15 protein-coding genes and 6 pseudogenes are annotated in these 18,356 nt (G+C 74.1%); 7 read left to right on the forward strand and 14 right to left on the reverse strand.

From position 1 onward, the window contains the following. Positions 1-31: 31 nt before the first annotated feature. From DA06_RS12200 to DA06_RS12240, 9 genes and pseudogenes are all read right to left on the reverse strand, one after another. Positions 32-469 carry a (deoxy)nucleoside triphosphate pyrophosphohydrolase gene (locus DA06_RS12200; protein WP_052436685.1) on the reverse strand — a complete coding sequence of 146 codons (438 nt, stop codon included), beginning with the start codon at positions 467-469 and terminating at the stop codon, positions 32-34. Beyond that, positions 466-927: a PPOX class F420-dependent oxidoreductase gene (locus DA06_RS12205; RefSeq protein ID WP_043500433.1), complete on the reverse strand. Its 462-nt coding sequence runs from the start codon at positions 925-927 to the stop codon at positions 466-468. Before DA06_RS12205 ends, DA06_RS12200 begins: the two co-directional genes overlap by 4 nt. Before the next feature lie 241 nt (positions 928-1,168). Continuing rightward, a complete protein-coding gene (locus tag DA06_RS12210; protein ID WP_418605158.1) occupies positions 1,169-2,146 on the reverse strand; it encodes a transglutaminase family protein in 978 nt (325 codons plus the stop codon). Beyond that, positions 2,143-3,672 (reverse strand): circularly permuted type 2 ATP-grasp protein, encoded by a 1,530-nt coding sequence (locus tag DA06_RS12215; protein ID WP_052436687.1) that lies wholly within the window; start codon positions 3,670-3,672, stop codon positions 2,143-2,145. Before DA06_RS12215 ends, DA06_RS12210 begins: the two co-directional genes overlap by 4 nt. A 49-nt stretch (positions 3,673-3,721) precedes the next feature. Continuing rightward, a pseudogene (locus DA06_RS12220) lies at positions 3,722-3,841 on the reverse strand (hypothetical protein); the annotation flags it as partial. A 94-nt stretch (positions 3,842-3,935) separates the two neighbouring features. After that, positions 3,936-4,571 (reverse strand): annotated as a pseudogene (locus DA06_RS12225) (circularly permuted type 2 ATP-grasp protein); the annotation flags it as partial. A 257-nt stretch (positions 4,572-4,828) separates the two neighbouring features. After that, the gene (locus tag DA06_RS12230) at positions 4,829-5,545 is read right to left on the reverse strand and encodes a hypothetical protein (RefSeq protein WP_043500435.1); all 717 of its coding nucleotides are present in this window, start codon (positions 5,543-5,545) and stop codon (positions 4,829-4,831) included. A 204-nt stretch (positions 5,546-5,749) separates the two neighbouring features. Further along, positions 5,750-7,436: pseudogene (locus DA06_RS12235) on the reverse strand (alpha-amylase family protein). Further along, positions 7,437-8,399: a TIGR03885 family FMN-dependent LLM class oxidoreductase gene (locus tag DA06_RS12240; protein ID WP_043500437.1), complete on the reverse strand. Its 963-nt coding sequence runs from the start codon at positions 8,397-8,399 to the stop codon at positions 7,437-7,439. A gap of 340 nt (positions 8,400-8,739) precedes the next feature. Here DA06_RS12240 and DA06_RS12245 point away from each other — a divergent pair. Next, a pseudogene (locus tag DA06_RS12245) lies at positions 8,740-9,308 on the forward strand (M50 family metallopeptidase). Positions 9,309-9,367: 59 nt separating this feature from the next. Here DA06_RS12245 and DA06_RS12250 read toward each other — a convergent pair. Beyond that, the gene (locus DA06_RS12250) at positions 9,368-10,327 is read right to left on the reverse strand and encodes a serine hydrolase domain-containing protein (protein ID WP_418605159.1); all 960 of its coding nucleotides are present in this window, start codon (positions 10,325-10,327) and stop codon (positions 9,368-9,370) included. A 103-nt stretch (positions 10,328-10,430) separates the two neighbouring features. Here DA06_RS12250 and DA06_RS12255 point away from each other — a divergent pair, with 103 nt between their 5' ends. Then, positions 10,431-11,060, forward strand: a complete 630-nt coding sequence (locus tag DA06_RS12255; RefSeq protein WP_418605160.1) for an Fpg/Nei family DNA glycosylase — start codon at positions 10,431-10,433, stop codon at positions 11,058-11,060. Positions 11,061-11,142: 82 nt separating this feature from the next. Here DA06_RS12255 and epsC read toward each other — a convergent pair whose 3' ends face one another. From epsC to DA06_RS12270, 3 genes and pseudogenes are all read right to left on the reverse strand, one after another. Further along, complete coding sequence (epsC, locus tag DA06_RS12260) at positions 11,143-11,730, reverse strand: serine O-acetyltransferase EpsC (protein WP_043500451.1); 588 nt, start codon at positions 11,728-11,730, stop codon at positions 11,143-11,145. A gap of 2 nt (positions 11,731-11,732) precedes the next feature. Then, positions 11,733-12,668 (reverse strand): cysteine synthase A, encoded by a 936-nt coding sequence (gene cysK / locus DA06_RS12265; protein WP_043500453.1) that lies wholly within the window; start codon positions 12,666-12,668, stop codon positions 11,733-11,735. A 390-nt stretch (positions 12,669-13,058) separates the two neighbouring features. Next, positions 13,059-13,718: pseudogene (locus tag DA06_RS12270) on the reverse strand (CBS domain-containing protein); the annotation flags it as partial. A 170-nt stretch (positions 13,719-13,888) separates the two neighbouring features. Here DA06_RS12270 and DA06_RS12275 point away from each other — a divergent pair. Continuing rightward, a pseudogene (locus tag DA06_RS12275) lies at positions 13,889-14,553 on the forward strand (aspartate/glutamate racemase family protein). Between the two features lie 65 nt (positions 14,554-14,618). Then, positions 14,619-15,089, forward strand: coding sequence for a hypothetical protein (locus tag DA06_RS12280; protein WP_418605161.1), 471 nt, complete (start codon positions 14,619-14,621; stop codon positions 15,087-15,089). A gap of 21 nt (positions 15,090-15,110) precedes the next feature. On the opposite strand, the gene DA06_RS12285 is transcribed toward DA06_RS12280, so the two are convergent. Then, positions 15,111-16,145 carry an NAD(P)-dependent alcohol dehydrogenase gene (locus DA06_RS12285; RefSeq protein WP_043500461.1) on the reverse strand — a complete coding sequence of 345 codons (1,035 nt, stop codon included), beginning with the start codon at positions 16,143-16,145 and terminating at the stop codon, positions 15,111-15,113. A gap of 167 nt (positions 16,146-16,312) precedes the next feature. On the opposite strand from DA06_RS12285, the gene DA06_RS12290 reads away from it, so the two are divergent. Genes DA06_RS12290 through DA06_RS12300 form a run of 3 tightly spaced genes read left to right on the forward strand, consistent with a single transcriptional unit; the run spans position 16,313 to position 18,253 of the window. Further along, positions 16,313-17,212 carry a sulfurtransferase gene (locus DA06_RS12290; protein WP_043500463.1) on the forward strand — a complete coding sequence of 300 codons (900 nt, stop codon included), beginning with the start codon at positions 16,313-16,315 and terminating at the stop codon, positions 17,210-17,212. Beyond that, complete coding sequence (locus DA06_RS12295; protein WP_043500464.1) at positions 17,209-17,664, forward strand: SufE family protein; 456 nt, start codon at positions 17,209-17,211, stop codon at positions 17,662-17,664. The genes DA06_RS12290 and DA06_RS12295 overlap by 4 nt, the downstream gene beginning before the upstream one ends. 46 nt (positions 17,665-17,710) lie before the next feature. Beyond that, the gene (locus DA06_RS12300; RefSeq protein WP_043500471.1) at positions 17,711-18,253 is read left to right on the forward strand and encodes a hypothetical protein; all 543 of its coding nucleotides are present in this window, start codon (positions 17,711-17,713) and stop codon (positions 18,251-18,253) included. The last annotated feature ends 103 nt before the right edge of the window (positions 18,254-18,356 follow it).

An 18,356-nucleotide genomic window follows, 5' to 3' on the forward strand; every position in this document is an offset into this window, starting at 1 on the left:
GGCGCGCGGCTCCGGCGCTCACGTCGGTGAGTCAGGCCGTTGCGTCCACGAGCGCCCGGACGATGGGACGGTCGGGCTCGAGCCAGTCGAGGTCCTCGAGCGCGTCCCGGCCGACCCAGCGCAGCTCCCCGTGGTCCTGCAGCGGAGCGGCGGCACCGGCGGTGATCTCGGCCAGCCACACCCGCATGCGCAGGTGGTCGAGGATCGGCCAGTCCTCGCCCCCGCCCGCGGGAACGACGGGGCCGAGCCGGACCTCGACGCCGAGCTCCTCGGCCAGCTCCCGGTGCAGGGCGGCCACCGGAGTCTCGTCCGGCTCCACCTTGCCGCCGGGCAGCTCCCACTTGCCCGCCAGCTCGGCCGGTGCCGAACGCTGCGCGCACAGCATCGTCGTCGGGCGGTCGAGGGAGTCCACGATGGCTGCGGCGACGACGAGGCGGCGCGGCCGGACGTCGGCGTCGGAGGGGCTCACGCGAGCCGCGCCGGGAATCCCCCGGTGGCCACCGGGCCCCAGGACTCCACGGTGATCCGGATCAGCGACTTGCCCTGGTCATGCATCGCCTGCCGGTACTCGTCCCAGTCGGGGTGCTCGCCGGCGATCGAGCGGTAGTAGTCCACGAGCGGCTCGACCGACTCGGGCAGGTCCAGCACCTCCGCGGAGCCCTCGAGCTGGATCCACGGGCCGTCGAAGTCGTCCGAGAGCACGCACAGCGACGCACGCGGGTCGCGGCGCAGGTTGGCCGTCTTCGCGCGCTCGGGGTAGGTCGAGACCACCACGCGGCCGGCGTCGTCCAGCCCGCAGGTCACCGGGCTCATCTGCACGCCGCCGCCCGACCGGCGCGTGAGCAGCACCGCGTGGTGACGGGTGCTGACGAAGTCCTGCATCTCCTCGCGGGAGACGGTGCTCGTCGTCGCGATCTTCCTGGCCATGACGGGCAGCGTAACGACACCGGCGCCCGCGTTCCTCGGGACACCGCGGACAGGGCCGGGCCGGGTGCTGGCCGAGCGCTGCTCGACACCGCGAGCGCGCGTGGTCGACCACCCGCGCTCGCGGTGTCGACCAGCGCTGACGGAAGGGGAGGGCAGCGCTGGCGGAAGGAGCTGGCGGCGCTGGCGGTAGGAGCGGCCGGTGCTGGTGGAAGGGGAGGGCGGCGCTGGCGCAAGCGGTCGCTCAGCCGTGCAGCGCGTCGTCGAGCTCCTCGGCGGTGAGAGGCTCCAGCGCCACGGCCACGTCCACCTCTGCGCCGTCGCCGGCCGAGTAGGCGATCCCGCGCAGGGGGGCGACGTCGCCGGCGTCGCGGCCCCAGCCCAGCACGACGTGGCGCTCGTCCACGAGGACGTCGTTGGCCGGGTCCACGTGGAGCCAGCCGCCGCCGGGCACCCACACCGCGACCCAGCCGTGCACGGTGCCGGTGCCGCGCAGCCGCTCGTATCCCGGCGGCGGGGTGGTGTCGACGTAGCCCGAGACGTAGCGGGCGGAGAGCCCCAGCGCCCGCAGGCCGGCGATCGTGAGGTGCGCGAGATCCTGGCTGGTGCCGGTCCGGGCCGCGAGCACGTCCGTCAGGGCGGCGGGTTCCGCCGTCGTCCCGGGGCGGTGCGCCAGGTCCTCGTGGACGCGGTGGGCGAGGTCCGCGACCACCGGCACCAACGGCGCGCCGGGCCGGAAGGAGGGCAGCGCGTACTCCAGGACCTGCTCGTCCGGGGCGGCCAGCTCCGAGGCGAGCGCGGACTCCACGATCGCCATGACCGACGACGGACCCTCGCCGTGCTCGCCCCGTCCCGTGGCCCGCATCCCGCTCACGGAGGCCACCACCCGCTCCCAGGGCACCTGCGGCAGCGTCGAGCCGTCGACGCGGCGGCGGGTGACGGTCACCAGCGACGAGGCCTCGACCTCGAGCACCGTGTGCTCGCTCGCGACGTGGAAGTAGTCCGAGCGGTTGCCCCCGGGGTCGACGTGCTCGGCCTGCTCCGCCGGCTCGGGGGAGACGGCCAGCGACGCACGGTGCACCCGCTGGCCCGCGCCGTCCCGCGGGAGCAGCATGGCGCGCCCGTACGAGCTGGTCGCCGGTGCGGGGTAGGAGTACGTGCTGCGGTGCACCAGCCGGTAGTGGCGGTGGCCGCCGCCACCGGCGTCCCTGCGCCGGCTCATGCCTGCCGCCGTGCGCCGGGCCACCGGGTGGGCGCGGGGCGCGTGAGGTGGACCCGGGCGATCTCGGCGCCGAGTTCGTCCAGCCGCCACGACATGGACTCGAGCGCGCGGGTGAGGAACGTGCGGCGCCCCTCGGCGTCCTCCAGGAGCGCACGGTCGGAGCGGAGCTCGGCGAGCAGGTCCGTGATGTCCGCGAGCAGCTGGTCTCGCGACGCGGGGCCGCGCGCCACCGCCGGCAGCTCGCCGAGATGCCGGCGCAGCTCCTGCAGCTGGAACGCCAGGGACCGGGGGTTGGCCGGGTCGGCGAGCAGCAGGTCCAGGACGGCTGCCACGCCGCCCGCGGGGTACCGGCGCCGGAACGTGATGGCGGACTCGTGCGCCTCGACGACGGCGCCCGTCACCAGGTCGTCGACCGCCGGGTCGCGCCGGACGCCGAGCGTCGAGCGCAGCGCGGCGAGCACGTGACGGGAGCGTTCGAGGCGGCGGCCGACCTCGAGCATGCGCCAGCCGACGTCGCGCACGAGGGACTCCGCGAAGATGCCCTGGAGGGTCAGGAGGCCCTCGAGCAGGCGCATGAGGACCGGCTCCGGGCCAGCCCCGCCGTCGTCGACGCCCGCGCGGCGGCGGGCGCGCTCACGCGCCAAGGTGCGCTCCATGGAGGAGATGGCGAGCCAGACGTCCGGGGTGAGGTGGTCGCGCACGCCGGCCGCGTCCCGGGCCAGCAGGGCGAGCGTCCACGCGACCGACCCCTCCACGTTCTCGTCGGTGACGAGCTCGGCGAGCCCGGCGTCCGCCGTCGTCTCGCGCAGGGTGCCCAGCAGGACGCCCAGGGCCTGCCCGCCGGGGTCGTCGTCGGCCGCGCCGGGCCGGGCGTGGTAGTCGTCCCACAGGTCCGAGATGGTCCGCAGCAGGCGCACGGCGGACTCCGCCCGCTCGGTGCGGCGGCCGAGCCAGAAGAGGTCCTCGGCCACCCGCGGGGAGATGGTCGCGTCCGGCGAGCGCCCGGGAAGGAGGCCGTGGCCCGGCAGTGCCGGCGCCGCGACGCGCAGCGGCTCCGCGGCCAGCACCCACACGTCCTTCGCCGTGCCCGTCAGCGACGTGCCCGTGAGCGTCGCCCGCGGGGCGGCGGCGACGTGACCGAGCGCGCCGCTCATCACGAGGTAGTCCTCGCCGTGCGTGACCGTGAACGTGCGCAGCGCCGTCGGCCGGGGCTCGAGCGCCGCGCCGGCCAAGGTCGGCGTGGTGGACGCCTCCACCGGTTCCTGACCCACCCAGCGCGCGGGCCGGGCGGCGATCCTTGCGGCGAGGTCGGCGCGCTCGCCCAGGCTCAGCTCCCAGCCGAACACGGGCGGCTCGCCCCCGGAGACGGGCAGCACGATGAGGCGGCCCAGGTTTGCGATGACGTGGGAGCACATCGACCGGTCGCCGCACCAGTACGTCACCGCCGTGGGCAGCTCCAGCTCCTCGTCGCGCAGCGCGCGGGACAGCCGCGGCAGGTAGGTGGCGAGGGCCGGGTTCTCCAGCACCGCCCGAGCCGAGGGTGTTCACGACCGAGACCGCACCGGTGCGTGCGGCGTGGACCAGGCCGACGGTGCCCACCGTCGAGGCCGGATCGAGGTCGAGGGGGTCGGCGGCGGTGGCCGGCACCGCGCGCAGCAGCACGTCGACGGGTTCGCGCCGGCCCAGGGAGCGCAGCCAGACGCGGCCGTCCTCGACGGCGAGGTCGCCCCCCCTCGACGAGCGGCGCGCCCAGCAGGAGAGCCAGGTAGCCGTGGTCGAACGCGGTCGGCGCGGCCGGGCCGGGGCCCAGGACGGCGACGCGGGGGTCGTCTCCCGCGGACGGCGGCGCGGCGGCCAGCAGCGCGTCGTGGAGCGCGGCGTAGAACGGGCCGACCCGGCGGGTGCGGGAGGCGCGGTAGGGGCCGGCGAGCGCCTCGCCCACCACCCGTCGGTCCGCCATGACGTACCCCATCCCGACCGGGACGTCGGTGCGGTCGGCGAGAACGGTCCAGGCGCCGTCGGCGTTGCGGGCGAGGTCGGTCGCGGTGTGGAACAGCTGGTGCCGGCCGGGCACCGTCAGGCCGTCCGCCGCCCGCACGAACCCGGGGTGGGCGAGCACGATCTCCGGCGGCAGCAGCCCGGAGGTGAGCAGCCGGCGCTCGCCGTAGAGGTCCGTGAGGATCTGGTCCAGCAGCTCGGCGCGCTGGCGCAGGCCGCGCTCGAGCCTCTGCCACTCGAGCTCCTCGACGAGCACCGGCAGGGGGTCCAGGCGCCACCCGTCGTCGGCGCCGTAGGTCACGCCCTGGTTCTCCAGCAGGGTGACGACGTCGGACCGGGCCGTCTCGAGCCGCTCCGCCCGGCCGAGGCTGGCGTACTCCGCGAGCTCCGCCCAGGCCGCGCGCGCGGGTCCGGTGGCCTGCAGCATCTCGTCGTGGCCCGGGCCGTGGGCGCGGTACGCCTTGAGCAGGTCCCCCACCGCTGCCACCTCCTGGACGCGCCGCGGTTGTCCCTGCCCTCGGTAAAGCAGGCGCCGGAGCGTGCATCGACGACTTTACCGCTGATTTGCCGTACGGATGCCGAGAAGTGCGCCGGACGGCGCTGCCGCCCTCCGTGCGCCCCGGGCTCCCGCGGTGGTTCCGCGCGGTCCGTCGCGACGGTCTGCCGCCACGCGGCGGTCTTTCGCTACGCGGCGGCCGCCTGCGGGGCGAGCAGGCTCTCGACCGCGCGCCACTGCTGCCCGGGGCTGCGCCGCCCGGGCCGGTGCAGGTCCCGGACCATGATCCCGCGCGCGGCGAGCTGACGCCGCAGGAGCTCGGCGTCACCGTGGGCGCCGTTCGTCAGCGCCGCGGAGCGGGCCTCGACGAGCCGCAGGTCGTCGGTCGTGAGACCGCCGGCGGGGCACACCGGCACGAAGGCGTCGTCGTGCGGGTCGGCGTCCGCCGGCTCGGGAAAGCCGTGCCGCTCCAGCGCCTCGCGCAGGGCGGTGCGGTCGAGGTCGCAACGCACCCTGGCGAGCTCGACCGTGCCCGGCCCGATCAGCACGAGGTCCTCCGCGAGCACCACCGTGGTGACCAGGTGGCGCGGCACGGAGACGCGCGCGTCGTCCCACTCCAGGGTCAGGGCGCGGTGGCTCACCGTCGCGCGGAGCGCCTCGCCGTACACCGTGACGGCGAGGAGCACGCCGACGAGCACGCCCAGGCCGGCCGTCACGGCCAGCGCGACCGGCTCACCGACGTGCCCGCCGACGCCCAGGATGCCGTCGAACGTGCCGCTCACCTGCGCGAGCCCCTCCAGCCCGAGTGCGGTGAGCAGTCCGAGCAGCCCGCCAGCCACGGGGTGGCCGACGAAGAGGGCGGCGCGAACGCGCCGGGGCAGACGGACCGATGTGGTGCCGGCCATGCTTCCCTCCTCGAGCTGCGGGCGGTTCCTGGGAGACCGCCCCGACATGCTCAAGAGTGCCGTGCGCGCCGGTGCCGAGGCATCACCTTTAAGGATGAAAACTCCCTGATCACCTGCATCCCTGGTCGTAGGTGACTCCCCCTAGGGGCCCAGTCACAGGTCAGCCGGAGCGCCGCGCCCGCGACGGCACGCAGCCCGGACCCGCTACGGCAGCCGGCGGTCGCCGGGATGCATCACGCGGAGCCAGCGGTACCCGTAGCCGTCGAGCGGCAGCTCGGCACGCCCACGCTCGTCCAGGCGCCACCTGCCCTCCTGGAGAAGGTCGACCAGCTCGGTGCCGCCGTCGTCCTCCTCGAGGGCGAGCGGGACGACGACGGGCTCGGAGCCGAGGTTGTGCAGCAGCACCATCGACGCCTCGTCCCAGGTGCACCGGTGCGCGAGCACGGCGTGGTGCGGCTGCTCCAGCACCTCGAAACGGCCCCAGCCCAGCTCGGGGCACTCGCGGTAGCGCTGAGCCATGAGGGTGATGTGGCGGAGCAGGGAGTCCGGGTCGTGGCGCGAGCTGGCCACGTTGACGTGCTCGGGCCCGAACCCGCCGCCGACCACGGGGGGCCACCAGCTTGCTCGCGGGGGCGGTGGAGAAGCCGCCGCCCGGCTCGTCCGTCCACTGCATCGGGGTGCGCACCGCCGTGCGGCCGGGCAGGTCGAGGTTCTCGCCCATGCCGATCTCCTCGCCGTAGAACAGGACGGGGGTGCCGGGCAGGGCGAAGAGCAGCGAGTAAGCCATCCTCAGGCGACGCGGATCGCCGTCGAGCATGGGCGGGAGGCGCCGCTTGAGCCCGCGGCCGAACAGCTGCATCTCCGGCTCCGGGCCGAACGCGGCGAAGACCTCCTGGCGCTCGGGCTCGGTGAGCTTGTCCAGGGTCAGCTCGTCGTGGTTGCGCAGGAAGTTGGCGTACTGCGAGTCCGGCGAGATCTGGTCCACCGGGCGCTCGCGCAGCGCCTCTGCCAGCGGCCGGGCGTCCGCGCGCGCCATCGACAGGTAGATGGCCTGCATTCCGACGAAGTCGAACATCATGGTGAGCTCGTCGCCGTCGGCCCCGCCGAAGAACTGCACCTGCTCCGCGTAGGGCAGGTTCACCTCGCCGAGGAGCACGGCGTCCCCGCTGCGGCGCCCCAGGAACTCGCGCAGCGCCCGCAGGTACCGGTGCGGCTCGGAGAAGTCGTGCTTCTCGCGGGCGGACATGCCGACGTCGTTGAGGAAGAACGGCACGGCGTCCACCCGGAAGCCGTCGACGCCGAGCTGGAGCCAGAACCCCATCACCTTGGCGATGGCGTCCTGGACCGCCGGGTTGGCGATGTTCAGGTCCGGCTGGTGCTTGTAGAAGTGGTGGAGATACCACTCGCCGGTCCGCTCGTCCTTCTCCCAGATGGAGTCCTCCTCGTCGGGGAAGACGACCTGGTCGGAGGTGTCGGGCGGGGGGTCGGAGCGCCACACGTAGTAGTCGCGGTACGGGTTGTCCGTGCTCTTCCGGGCCTCCTTGAACCACGGGTGCTGGTCGGAGGTGTGGTTGACGAGCAGGTCGATGATCACCCGCATCCCGCGGTCCCTGGCGGTGCGGATCAGCTCGACCACCTCGCCGTGGTCTCCCAGCCGCGGGTCGACGCCGTACATGTCGGAGACGTCGTAGCCGTCGTCCTTGCCGGGCGTGGGGTAGAAGGGCATGAGCCACAGGCAGGTGACGCCCAGCTCGGAGAGGTAGTCCACCCGCTGGGCGAGGCCGGCGAGGTCGCCCACGCCGTCGCCGTCGGAGTCGTAGTACGTCTCGACGTCGAGGCAGTAGACGACGGCGTTCTTCCACCACAGGTCGCTCGTGTCGGTGATGCGCACTCAGGACTCCTTGAGGGCGGGGAGGATGTCGGTGGCGGCCACGTCGAGCCAGCGCCGCTGGTCCTGGCCGACGAAGTGCAGGTAGATCTCGTCGAAGCCCAGGGCCGCGTACTCCCGGATCCACTCCACGTGCTGGGTGGGATCCGCGGAGACGCGCACCGCGCCTTCCACCGTGGCGAGCGTGACGTCGCGGCTGGCCGCGTCGAAGTGGGCCGGGGTGGCGGCGTCGAGGCTGAGCGGCTCGGGGAAGACGTTGGAGCGCCACTGGTCGTGGGCGATCGCCTCGGCCTCGGACCGCGTCGGCGCCCAGGACAGGTGCAGCTGCAGGGCGAGAGGGCCGCGGCCCCCGTTGTCCAGGTAGGCGGCGACCACCGAGCGCAGCGTCTCGTGAGGCTGGTTGATGGTGATCATCCCGTCAGCCCACGCTGCCACGCGGGCCGCGCTCGCGGCGCTGATCGCCGTGGCGACCAGCGGGACCGGCTCCGCCGGCAGGTCGTACAGGCGCGCACGGTCCACCCGGACGAGGCCGTCGTGGCTGACCTCCTCCCCGGCGTGCAGGCGGCGGATGACGTCCACGCACTCCTCCAGGCGCCGCACCCGGGTCTCCTTGTCGGGCCAGCGCTCGCCGGTGACGTGCTCGTTCATCGCCTGCCCCGAGCCGAGCGCCACCCAGTACCGCCCCGGGAACATCTCGCCCAGGGTCGCCGTCGCCTGGGCGACGATCGCGGGGTGGTAGCGCTGGCCGGGCGCGTTGACCGACCCGATCCTCAGCGACGTCGTCGCGAGCGCCGCGCCCAGCCAGGACAGCGTGAAGCCGGAGTGGCCCTGCCGCTCGCTCCACGGCATGAGGTGGTCGGAGGACATGGCCATCTGGAACCCGGCCCGCTCCGCCGCCTGGACGTCCGCGAGCAGGCGGCTCGGCGCGATCTGTTCGTGGGAGCAGTGGAAGCCGTAGGTGGTCACGGTCCCTTGTCTAGAGCCAACGGCCGCGTCCCGCCTCCCGAGGCGTGCCGCCGTCGCCTCCCGAGGCGTGCCGCCGGGGCCTCCCGAGCCGTGCCGCCGTCGCCTCCCGAGGCGTGCCGCCGGGGCCTCCCGAGCCGTGCCGCCGTCGTCCTGGCGGCGGGGGGAGGATGGGCCCGTGGGAGAGACCTTGGACGACGTCGGAGCCTGGCTCGGGCAGGCGTGGACCCGGCTCCAGCCGGGCGCGGTCCCGGCGGAGAACCCGGCGGTGCTGGCCGGGGTGCTGGCCGCCGTCGTCGCGGCCGTGGTCGTGCCGGTGCTGTGGCGGCACCTGCGGGTGGTCGTGACGGTCGTGCACGAGCTCGGCCACGGGCTGGTGGGCGTGCTGTGCGGACGCCGGTTCACGGGGTTCGTGCTGCGCGGGGACATGTCCGGCCACGCGGTGACGGTGGGCCCGGCCCGCGGCGCGGGCCGCGTGCTCTCCACCTGGGCCGGCTACCCGCGCCCGCCGTGGTGGGCGCGCTGCTCGTCCGGGCCGCCGGCACGGGCTGGGCCCCGACGACGCTCGGTGTGGTCTGTCTCGTGCTGGTGGTGTCGCTCGTGCGGGTGCGCTCCTGGTACACCGCGCTCGTGATGGTGGCGCTGACCGCGGCCACCGCATCCCTGTGGTGGTGGGGCACCATGGCGGCGCAGGCGGCGGTGCTCCTCGGCGTCGGACTGTTCCTGCTCGTCGGGGCGTGGCGCCACCTGGGGGCCCTGCGCGGCAGCCGCTCGCCCGGCTCGGACGCCGCCGTCCTCGCCGGCCTGACCCGGGTGCCGCGGTGGTGCTGGATCCTCAGCTTCGCCGTCGTCCTCGGCCTGGCCACGTGGTTCGCGCTCGCCCCGTTCGCGGCGCTCGCGGGCCTGGCCTGATCGCGGCGGACCGATCCGACGGACCGGCCGGATCCCTGCAGCTGGACCGACCGTGCCGGTCACCACGCACGGAAGACGGCCCGTTTGAACTGGTGCGGGACGAGGTCGTCCTCGTTCGAGAGCACGACGAAGACGTCACCGGACTCCTCCCGGACGGCCGCGAACGAGTCGAAACCGGGCAGGTCACCTCCGTGGCCGTAGCCCGGCCCGGTGGGCAGCCGCACCCGCCAGAGCCCGAGACCGAACCCGGACCGGCCCTGGAAGTCGGTCATCTCGTCCATGGCTGCCGGGGACAGGAGCTCGCCGGCGGCGAGGGCGCGGAAGAACGTCGTGAGATCCTGCGCCGTCGAGACGATGCCGCCCGCCGCCCAGGCCACCGTCTCCAGGGAGTGGAGCGGCGTCTTCTCGCTGTTGGCGTCGGGACCCAGCTCCTGCGAGAACGCGGTCACCGGCTCGGGACCGTCGGGTGCGAGGGCCGTCGTCGTGAGCCGCAGCGGTGCGGTGATCCTGGTCCGGAGGTTCTCGGCGAGGCTGCGCCCGGTGACCTTCTCCACGACGAGGCCCGCCAGCACGAAGTTCGTGCTGGAGTACTCGTGCTCGGAGCCGGGCGCGAAGTCCCGGTCCAGACCCGCGACCGCCGCGAGCGCCTCCTGCGGCGTCCAGCTGCGCGCCGGGTCGGCGAGCACGGCACTCGACAGCTGCGGCTGGGCGGCGTAGTCGGGAATGCCGCTGGAGTGGTCGAGCAGCTGCCGCACGGTGACGCCGTCGACGAGCGGCGCGTCCGGCACGTACCGCGCGACGGGGTCGTCGAGGGCGATCGCGCCCGCGTCGACGAGCTGGAGGACCGTCACCGCGGTGAAGGTCTTGGTGATGCTGGCGACGAGGAAGGCGTCGTCGGGCTCCAGCGGGGTGCCCCGGGTGTCCGCCCGGCCGGCGGCGCAGAACCGCACGGGCTCGCCGTCCCGGCCGATCGCGACCACGACGCCGCCGGCGTGGCCGGCCACGACGTCGTCCAGCACCTCTTGGAGCGTCGGACCCGCCCGGCGTGGCTCGCTGCCGCACGACTTCGGGCCCGCGGGGGTCGTCGCCGCGGACGACGACGGCACGGACGGTGCCGGCGCGGTGGCCGGCGGGAGCGCCGAGGAGGAGACGGCGCTCGCGCCGCAGGCGGGCAACGGTCTCGCGGTCGGGGAGTGGTCACCGCCCGAGCCGCGCGGTGCGGTGCGCGTCCGGCTCCTGGGCGAGCACGGCGTCGCGGACCTGACCGGGCCGACCGCCTGCGAGGTGGTCACCGAGGAGGGGAAGGCGGCGGTCCACGCGCGCCTGGGGCCGGACCCGCTGCGACCCGACGGCGATCCGGAGGCGTTCGTCGAGGGCGTACGCGCCCGCCGCCGCGCGGTCGGCGAGCTGCTGATGGACCAGGCCGTCATCGCGGGGGTGGGGAACATCTACCGGGCCGAGGCGCTGTACCGGGCGCGCGTGCATCCGCTGAGGCTCGGCAGGGACGTACCCGCGAACCGGCTGCGGAGCATGTGGGCGGACCTCGCCGAGCTCATGGCCGACGGCGTGGCGACGGGCCGCATCGTGACCACCCGCCCGGAGGACCGCCGGGAGGAGGACGACCGCTGGTACGTCTACCACCGGTCGGGCAGCCCGTGCCTGGTGTGCGGCACCAGGGTGGCCGAGTCGCTCATGCAGGGCCGTCGGCTGTTCTGGTGCCCGCGCTGCCAGCGGGCACCGCGCCGGGCCTAGCTGTCACCAACCTGATGGCCGGGTACACCTAGCCCGTCGCGCCGTGCCCGGCGCGACGCCTGCCCGGCGGACTCGGCCGTCGTCAGATGTAGAGGGCGGGGTCGGACCAGGGGTCGTACCTGCGAACCGGGGGAGCCGGCCGCGGCCGGGCCGGCACGCCGACGGCGACGGCGCCCGGCGGGACGTCCTTGACCACGACGGCGTTGGCGCCCACGCGGGCGTCGGAGCCGACGCGCACCGGGCCCAGCACCTTCGCGCCGGCACCGATCATCACGCGGTCGCCCACGGTCGGGTGCCGTTTGCCGCGGCTCATCGACGTCCCGCCGAGCGTGGTGCCGTGGAACATCACCACGTCCTCACCCACCTCGGCGGTCTCGCCGATCACGACACCCATGCCGTGGTCGATGAACAGGCGCCGCCCGAGGACGGCGGCGGGGTGGATCTCGATGCCCGTCACCGCCCGCGCCACCTGCGAGATCAGGCGCGCGGGCAGCCGCAGCAGCGGGTTGGCGTGCCACACGCGGTGCGCCAGGCGGTGCGCCCACAGCGCGTGCACGCCGGGGTAGGCCAGGGCCACCTCCACCAGGGTGCGCGCCGCCGGGTCCCGGCGGCGCGCAGCCTGGAGGTCCTCCAGCAGCAGCTGGCGGAACGGCACGCGGGAGTCGTGCACGGTCAGTCGACCAGGCCCTCGAAGAGGATCGTGGACAGGTAGCGCTCGCCGAAGGACGGGATGATCACGACGATGGTCCTGCCGTCCATCTCCGGACGCCTCGCCACCTGCGCCGCCGCCGCGAGCGCGGCGCCGGAGGACAGCCCGACGAGCAGGCCCTCCTCGGTTGCGGCACGCCGGGCCCACTTCACCGAGGTCTCCGCGTCGATGTCGATGACCTCGTCGTAGATGTCGGTGTCGAGGATCTCGGGGACGAAGTTGGCCCCGATGCCCTGGATCTTGTGCGGGCCGGGCTGGCCGCCGTTGAGGATCGGGGACTCCGCGGGCTCGACGGCGAACATCTTCACCCCGGGCTTGCGCTCCTTGAGCACCTGGCCCACACCCGTGATGGTGCCGCCGGTGCCGATGCCGGCGACGACGGCGTCGACCTGGCCGTCGGTGTCGTTCCAGATCTCCTCGGCGGTGGTCCTGCGGTGGATCTCCACGTTGGCGGGGTTCGCGAACTGGCGGGCCAGCACCGCGCCCTCGCGCCCGGCCGCGATCTCGTTCGCCTTCTCGACGGCGCCCCTCATGCCGCCCGCGGGGTCGGTGAGGACCAGTTCGGCCCCGAAGGCCCGCAGCAGCGCCTTGCGCTCGTTCGACATCGACGACGGCATCGCGAGAACCACCTTGTAGCCGCGTGCCGCGCCGACCATCGCGAGCGCGATCCCGGTGTTGCCCGAGGTGGCCTCCACGATCGTGCCGCCGGGCCTCAGCTCGCCCGAGGCCTCCGCCGCGTCGACGATCGAGACGCCGATGCGGTCCTTGACGGAGTTGGCGGGGTTGTAGAACTCGAGCTTGGCGAGGACGGTGGCGCCCGCGCCGTCGGTGATCCTGTTCAGGCGCACCAGCGGGGTGCGGCCGATGAGCTGTGTGACGTCGTCGTAGACCGTGGCCATGGGTGTTCTTCTCCTTGGGTGGTGGGAGGCGTGGGGAGTCCGGGAGCGTTGTCCGTGAGGAGTCGTGAGCGCCAGGCATGCGGGCAGGCCGCACGCTTGAGCCGGGCGCCCTAACGACAGAGCTCACACCGCGGACGGCACGGGCGGACGGGCGGCGTGGGGCACACGGCTGCGTCCTCCTTCTGTGCGGTCGCGCGGCGATCTTGAAGCCTCAACCACCCTAGCGCGTGCGACGCGTCACACGCATCGCGGCCGTGCGCACGTCTCGCCGCGCGAGCGCGCGCACCTGTCCGTCAGCCGGGCCGGGGGCCCGTCCGCGTCGGCCGGCCGCCCGTCCACCTCGCCACCGAGCGCGTCCGAGGGTCTGGCACGCGCCGCGAACGTGTTCAGGAGGCGGCCGGCTGCGTCGACGGCCGGGGCGTACACGCTCGAGCGCAGTGCCCCGCGGCGGGAGAGCACCCCCACCAGGCGCCCGTCCCGCACCACCGGCGCGAGCTTCAGGCGCGCGCGGGTCAGCTCGTCGAACGCGGCCTCGAGGCCGGCGCGGCCGCCGTCGAGAAGGGCGGCGTCGACGGTGCGCGGGTCGGCGGACATCACCTGGTGCACCTGGGTGAACCGGTCGACGTCCTCCCAGTCCGTCTCGGAGACCACCCCCACCGGGCGGCCGTCCTCGACCACGACGACGGCGCCGTGCGAGCGCTTGCCGATGAGAGACAGGGCGGTGTGGACCGTGTCGTGCGGGCCGACGGTCACCGGCGTCTCGATGACGGTGTCCTTCGCCTTGACGTCGGCCACCACGTCGGCGACGACGTCGGCCGGGACGTCCTGCGGCAGGATCGTGATCCCGCCGCGCCGCGCGACGGTCTCGGACATGCGGCGGCCGGCGACCGCGGTCATGTTCGCGACGACGACCGGGATGGTCGTGCCGGTGCCGTCCGCCGTCGTCAGGTCGACGTCGAAGCGGGAGGCGACGTCGGAGCGGGAGGGCACGAGGAAGACGTCCGCGTAGGTCAGGTCGGTGGCGGGCTGCTGGCCTGGCAGGAATCGCATGCAGCCATTGTGCGTGACGGCCGGGCCGGACCGGCCGTGCGGCCACCGGAGGGCTCACGACGCGGCGCCGACGCGGCCGGCCCGCCGTCCGGGCATCGCCGCGTTCGTCACCGGGCGGGCACCGGGTACGGCACAGTAGTGCCATGCGCACCATCGGCCTCATCGGCGGCATGAGCTGGTACTCCTCGGCCGAGTACTACAAGGTCGTCAACGCCGAGGTGCAGCGCAGGCTCGGTGGTCACCACTCCGCCAGGCTCGCCATGGTCTCCCTCGACTTCGACGAGGTCCGCGCGCTCCAGCTCGCCGAGGACTGGGCGGTGGCGGGCCGGCTCCTCGCGGACGCCGGGCGCCGGCTCGAGGGGGCGGGTGCCGAGATCGTCCTCATCGCGACGAACCTCATGCACAAGGTGGCCGACGACGTCGAGGCCGCCCTCTCCGTCCCTCTGCTGCACATCGGCGACGCCGTCGGCCGGGCCGCCGCCGCGGCGGGGCACCGGACCGTCGGCCTGATCGGCACGAGATGGGTGATGGAGGAGACGTTCTACGCCGACCGGCTCGGCCGGCACGACGTCGCGTGGTCGTCCCGCCCGAGAAGGACCGCGAGATGATCGACCGGGTCATCTTCGACGAGCTCACCCAGGGCGTGGTCTCCGACGTCTCCCGGCGCCGGTACGTCCGTGTGCTGGAGGAGCTGGCCGGCGAGGGTGCGGAGGCGGTCGTGCTGGCCTGCACCGAGATCGAGCTGCTCGTGCGGCCCGGGGACGGTCCGCTGCCGCTGATCGACTCCATGCGCACGCACGCGCTCCACGCCGTCGACGTCGCCCTCGAGTCCTGACGGTTGTGCCGCCACGGGTCCGGCGGCGCACAATGGTGGGAGCCACGCTGTTCGAGGAGGACCCCTTGCGCCACCCGTCAATGCTCGCCGCCGCCGCCGTCTCGGTCGCGCTGCTGCTCGGCGCCTGCTCCTCCGGCACGGTCCCGGACGAGGTACGCCAGTCCGCCTCCGCCGTCGCCGAGGATCTGGGCGCCTCCGCCGACGAGGCGCGCACGGCGCTGGAGGACGCGGCGCAGGAGGCCCGGTCCGCCGCGGCGGACGCCCGCGACCAGCTGAGCAGCCTCGACCCGGACGCCCGCGCCGCCGTCGAGGACGCCGTCGACTCCGCGCAGTCGGCCGTCCAGGACGCCGAGCAGGCGCTCTCCGGCGCCGGGGACGACGCCGCGGCGGCGAAGGACGAGGCCCAGGCCGCCCTCGACGACGCCAGGGCCAAGCTCGAGGAGGCGTCGCAGCAGGCGGACGGGACGGTCCAGCGCGCGCTCGACGAGCTCTCGGCCCAGGTGGACGAGATGCGCGCCCGGCTCGGTCAGGGCTGAGCGCGCACCTCGCCCCTCCCCCTACGGGACGACGACGGCGCGCCCGCGGAGCGTCCCCTCGTGGAGCTTCTCGTACGCCCTGGGGGCGTCGTCGAGCGAGAACACCTCCGTCTCGACGGAGATCACGCCGGCGCGGGCCAGGTCCAGCACCTCGAAGAGCTCGGAGCGGTAGCCCCAGTACGGCGCGCGCACCGCGGACTCCCAGGGCCGGTCGAGGAAGCCTGCGGGCAGGGAGCCGCTGCCGACGCCGACCATGACGTGGTCGCCGCCCACGGCGAGCATCCTGCTGCCCAGGTCCATGGTCGGCTGGATGCCGACGAAGTCGAGGACGGCGATCGCGCCGCGGCCGCCGCTGAGCCGGCGGACCTCCTCCACGGCCGTCTCGTCGGACGGGAATGCGTGGTGGGCGCCGACCTCCGTGGCCAGGGCGAGCTTCTCCTCGCTGACGTCGAGGGCGACGACGGTCGCCGGGCTGATCGCCCGCAGGATCTGGATGCCGACGTGGCCGAGCCCGCCGGCGCCGATCGCCACGGCCACCGAGCCCGGCACCAGCTTGTGCAGCGACCCCTTGATCGCGTGGTACGGCGTGAGGCCGGCGTCCGTGAGGGACACGTTGGCCACCGGGTCGAGGTCGCCCAGCGGCACGAGGTGGCGGGCGTCGTCGACGATCATGTACTCGGCCATCGCGCCGGGCGACCCCAGCCCGGGCGGGGTGATCCCGAGCTCGGCGGCCCGCTCGCAGTAGTTCTCCCGGCCCTGCGCGCACATGTAGCAGCGCCCGCAGCCGCGGGGCCCGTATACGGCGACGGAGGTGCCGACCTCCACTCCCGTCACGCCGTCACCGAGCTTGTCGACGACGCCGGCGCCCTCGTGGCCGAGGGTGAGCGGCAGCCCGTAGACGTAGTCCTCCTCGGGCAGGCTCATGACGAACGAGTCGGAGTGGCACGCGCCCGCCGCGGTCACCTTCAGCCGCACCTGCCCGGGCCCGGGCTCGGGGGTCTCGACCTCGACGACCTCCGGGGCGGCGCCGATCGTGCGGTACTGCAACGCCTTCATGCTCGTCCTCCTCCGTGTCCTTCTCCAGACCCGGCTCGTCCGCCGGCCGTTTTCAGCATGTCAGCGTCCGCTGAGACCCGCCCGGGCAGTTGGTCCCCCTTCGCCGCGGCGCCCCCCGCGGTGAGAGGATCGAGGCAGCAACCTGACCGGAGCGTGGAGGTTTGACGATGGCACTGCCGTACGACGACGACCCGAAGTTCGCCGAGTACGCCCACCCCGAACGGCTGGTGAGCACCGAATGGCTCGCCCGCCACCTCGGCACCGACGGCCTCGTCGTCGTCGAGAGCGACGAGGACGTGCTGCTCTACGAGACCGGCCACGTCCCCGGCGCGGTCAAGGTGGACTGGCACCTGGACCTCAACGACCCGGTCGCGCGTGACTACGTCGACGGCGAGGGCTTCGCCAGGCTCATGTCCGCCAAGGGCGTCACCCGCGAGAGCACCGTGGTGCTCTACGGGGACAAGAACAACTGGTGGGCGGCGTACGCCCTGTGGGTCTTCACACTCTTCGGCCACCCCGACGTGCGCCTGCTCGACGGCGGCCGCGCCAAGTGGCAGGCCGAGGGCCGCGAGATGACGACGCAGACCCCGGCGCCGGCACCGACCGAGTACCCGGTGGTCGAGCGCGACGACAGCCGCATCCGCGCCTTCAAGGAGGACGTGCTCGAGTTCCTCGGCGGGCAGCTCGTCGACGTGCGGTCCCAGCCGGAGTACACCGGCGAGCGCACCCACATGCCCGACTACCCGCAGGAGGCGAGCCTGCGCGGCGGCCACATCCCCGGTGCGCGCTCCGTGCCCTGGGCGCGCGCGGCGAACGAGGACGGCACCTTCAAGAACCGCGAGGAGCTCGCGGCGATCTACGAGCGTGAGCAGGGTCTGCTGCCGCAGCAGCCGGTGGTCGCCTACTGCCGCATCGGGGAGCGCTCGAGCCACACCTGGTTCGTGCTCCAGCACCTGCTCGGGTTCGGGGACGTGCGCAACTACGACGGCTCGTGGACCGAGTGGGGCAACGCCGTGCGCGTGCCGATCGCGGTCGGCGAGGAGCCCGGGGAGGTGCCGGCCCGATGACCGCCCCGACCGCGGACCTGCCCGCCACCTTCGCGTCGATCGTCGACGACTTCAACGCCGTCACCGCCCCCGACCGGTTGCAGATGCTGCTCGAGTTCAGCCGGAGCCTTCCCGCCCTGCCCGAGCGGTACGCCGACCATCCCGAGCTCCTCGAGCCGGTGCCCGAGTGCCAGTCGCCGATCTTCCTGGTCGCGGAGGTCGACGGCGGCGGGGGTGACGCGGTGGTCCACCTGCACTTCCAGGCGCCCCAGGAGTCCCCGACCACCAGCGGCTTCGCCGGGATCCTCCACGAGGCCCTCGACGGCCTGACGGCCGCCGAGGTGCTCGCGGTGCCCGCCGACGTCTCCGACCGGCTCGGACTCGCCCAGGCCGTCAGCCCGCTGCGCCTGCGCGGGATGGCCGGCATGCTCGGCCGCATCAAGCGGCAGGTGCGGGAGAAGACCGCCTCCTGACCCTCGGGCCGCGCCGGGCCCGTGCCCCCGCATAACGGAGAGCATCATGGCCACCACCGCCAGCGTCCCGTCCACCACCACCCCCGTCTACCAGGACCAGATCGTCACCTCCGGCGCCGCCCGCAAGGCGCTCGCCGCCGGCCGCATCGTCATCGGCTGGACCTTCCTGTGGGCGTTCCTCGACAAGCTCCTCGGCCTGGGCTACATGACCCCCGCCGAGCGTGCCTGGATCAACGGCGGCACCCCCGCCCAGGGATTCATCAACGGCATCGAGAGCCCCTTCGCCGGCTTCTTCCAGCTCTTCGCCAACCCCTTCGGCGACGTGCTGTTCATGGCCGGCCTCCTCGGCATCGGCGTCGCCATGATCACCGGCGCCGGCCTGAAGATCGCCGCCGTCACCGGCTCCCTGCTCATGCTCTTCATGTACCTCGCCGAGCTCCCCCTCGCCATCGGCGGCACCAACCCCATCACCGACTCCCACTGGATCGAGGCCGCGGTCCTGATCATCTCCGCCACCACCCTCGCCGGCGACACCTGGGGCCTGGGCAAGTGGTGGGCCGGCAAGGTCGGCAACAGCTGGCTCCGCTGACCACCAACCACCCGCCGCACCCCGACACGGCAGACCCCCCAACACCGAACCCCCCGGCCCGAAAGGCCGGGGGTTCGGTGCATCTCGCGCACGGCCCACCGCC

Origin of the sequence: Georgenia sp. SUBG003, assembly GCF_000715355.2 — a bacterium.
Classification (GTDB): Bacteria; Actinomycetota; Actinomycetes; order Actinomycetales; family Actinomycetaceae; genus Georgenia.

What these genes read in the sequence shown, in the direction of transcription:
- cysK (WP_043500453.1), bottom strand. Translation starts at nt 12,668, where the DNA reads ATGGCCACGGTCTACGACGACGTCACACAGCTCATCGGCCGCACCCCG.
- DA06_RS12300 (WP_043500471.1), top strand. Translation starts at nt 17,711, where the DNA reads ATGGCCACCACCGCCAGCGTCCCGTCCACCACCACCCCCGTCTACCAG.
- DA06_RS12205 (WP_043500433.1), bottom strand. Translation starts at nt 927, where the DNA reads ATGGCCAGGAAGATCGCGACGACGAGCACCGTCTCCCGCGAGGAGATG.
- DA06_RS12285 (WP_043500461.1), bottom strand. Translation starts at nt 16,145, where the DNA reads ATGAAGGCGTTGCAGTACCGCACGATCGGCGCCGCCCCGGAGGTCGTC.
- DA06_RS12210 (WP_418605158.1), bottom strand. Translation starts at nt 2,146, where the DNA reads ATGAGCCGGCGCAGGGACGCCGGTGGCGGCGGCCACCGCCACTACCGG.
- DA06_RS12290 (WP_043500463.1), top strand. Translation starts at nt 16,313, where the DNA reads ATGGCACTGCCGTACGACGACGACCCGAAGTTCGCCGAGTACGCCCAC.
- DA06_RS12295 (WP_043500464.1), top strand. Translation starts at nt 17,209, where the DNA reads ATGACCGCCCCGACCGCGGACCTGCCCGCCACCTTCGCGTCGATCGTC.
- DA06_RS12230 (WP_043500435.1), bottom strand. Translation starts at nt 5,545, where the DNA reads ATGGCCGGCACCACATCGGTCCGTCTGCCCCGGCGCGTTCGCGCCGCC.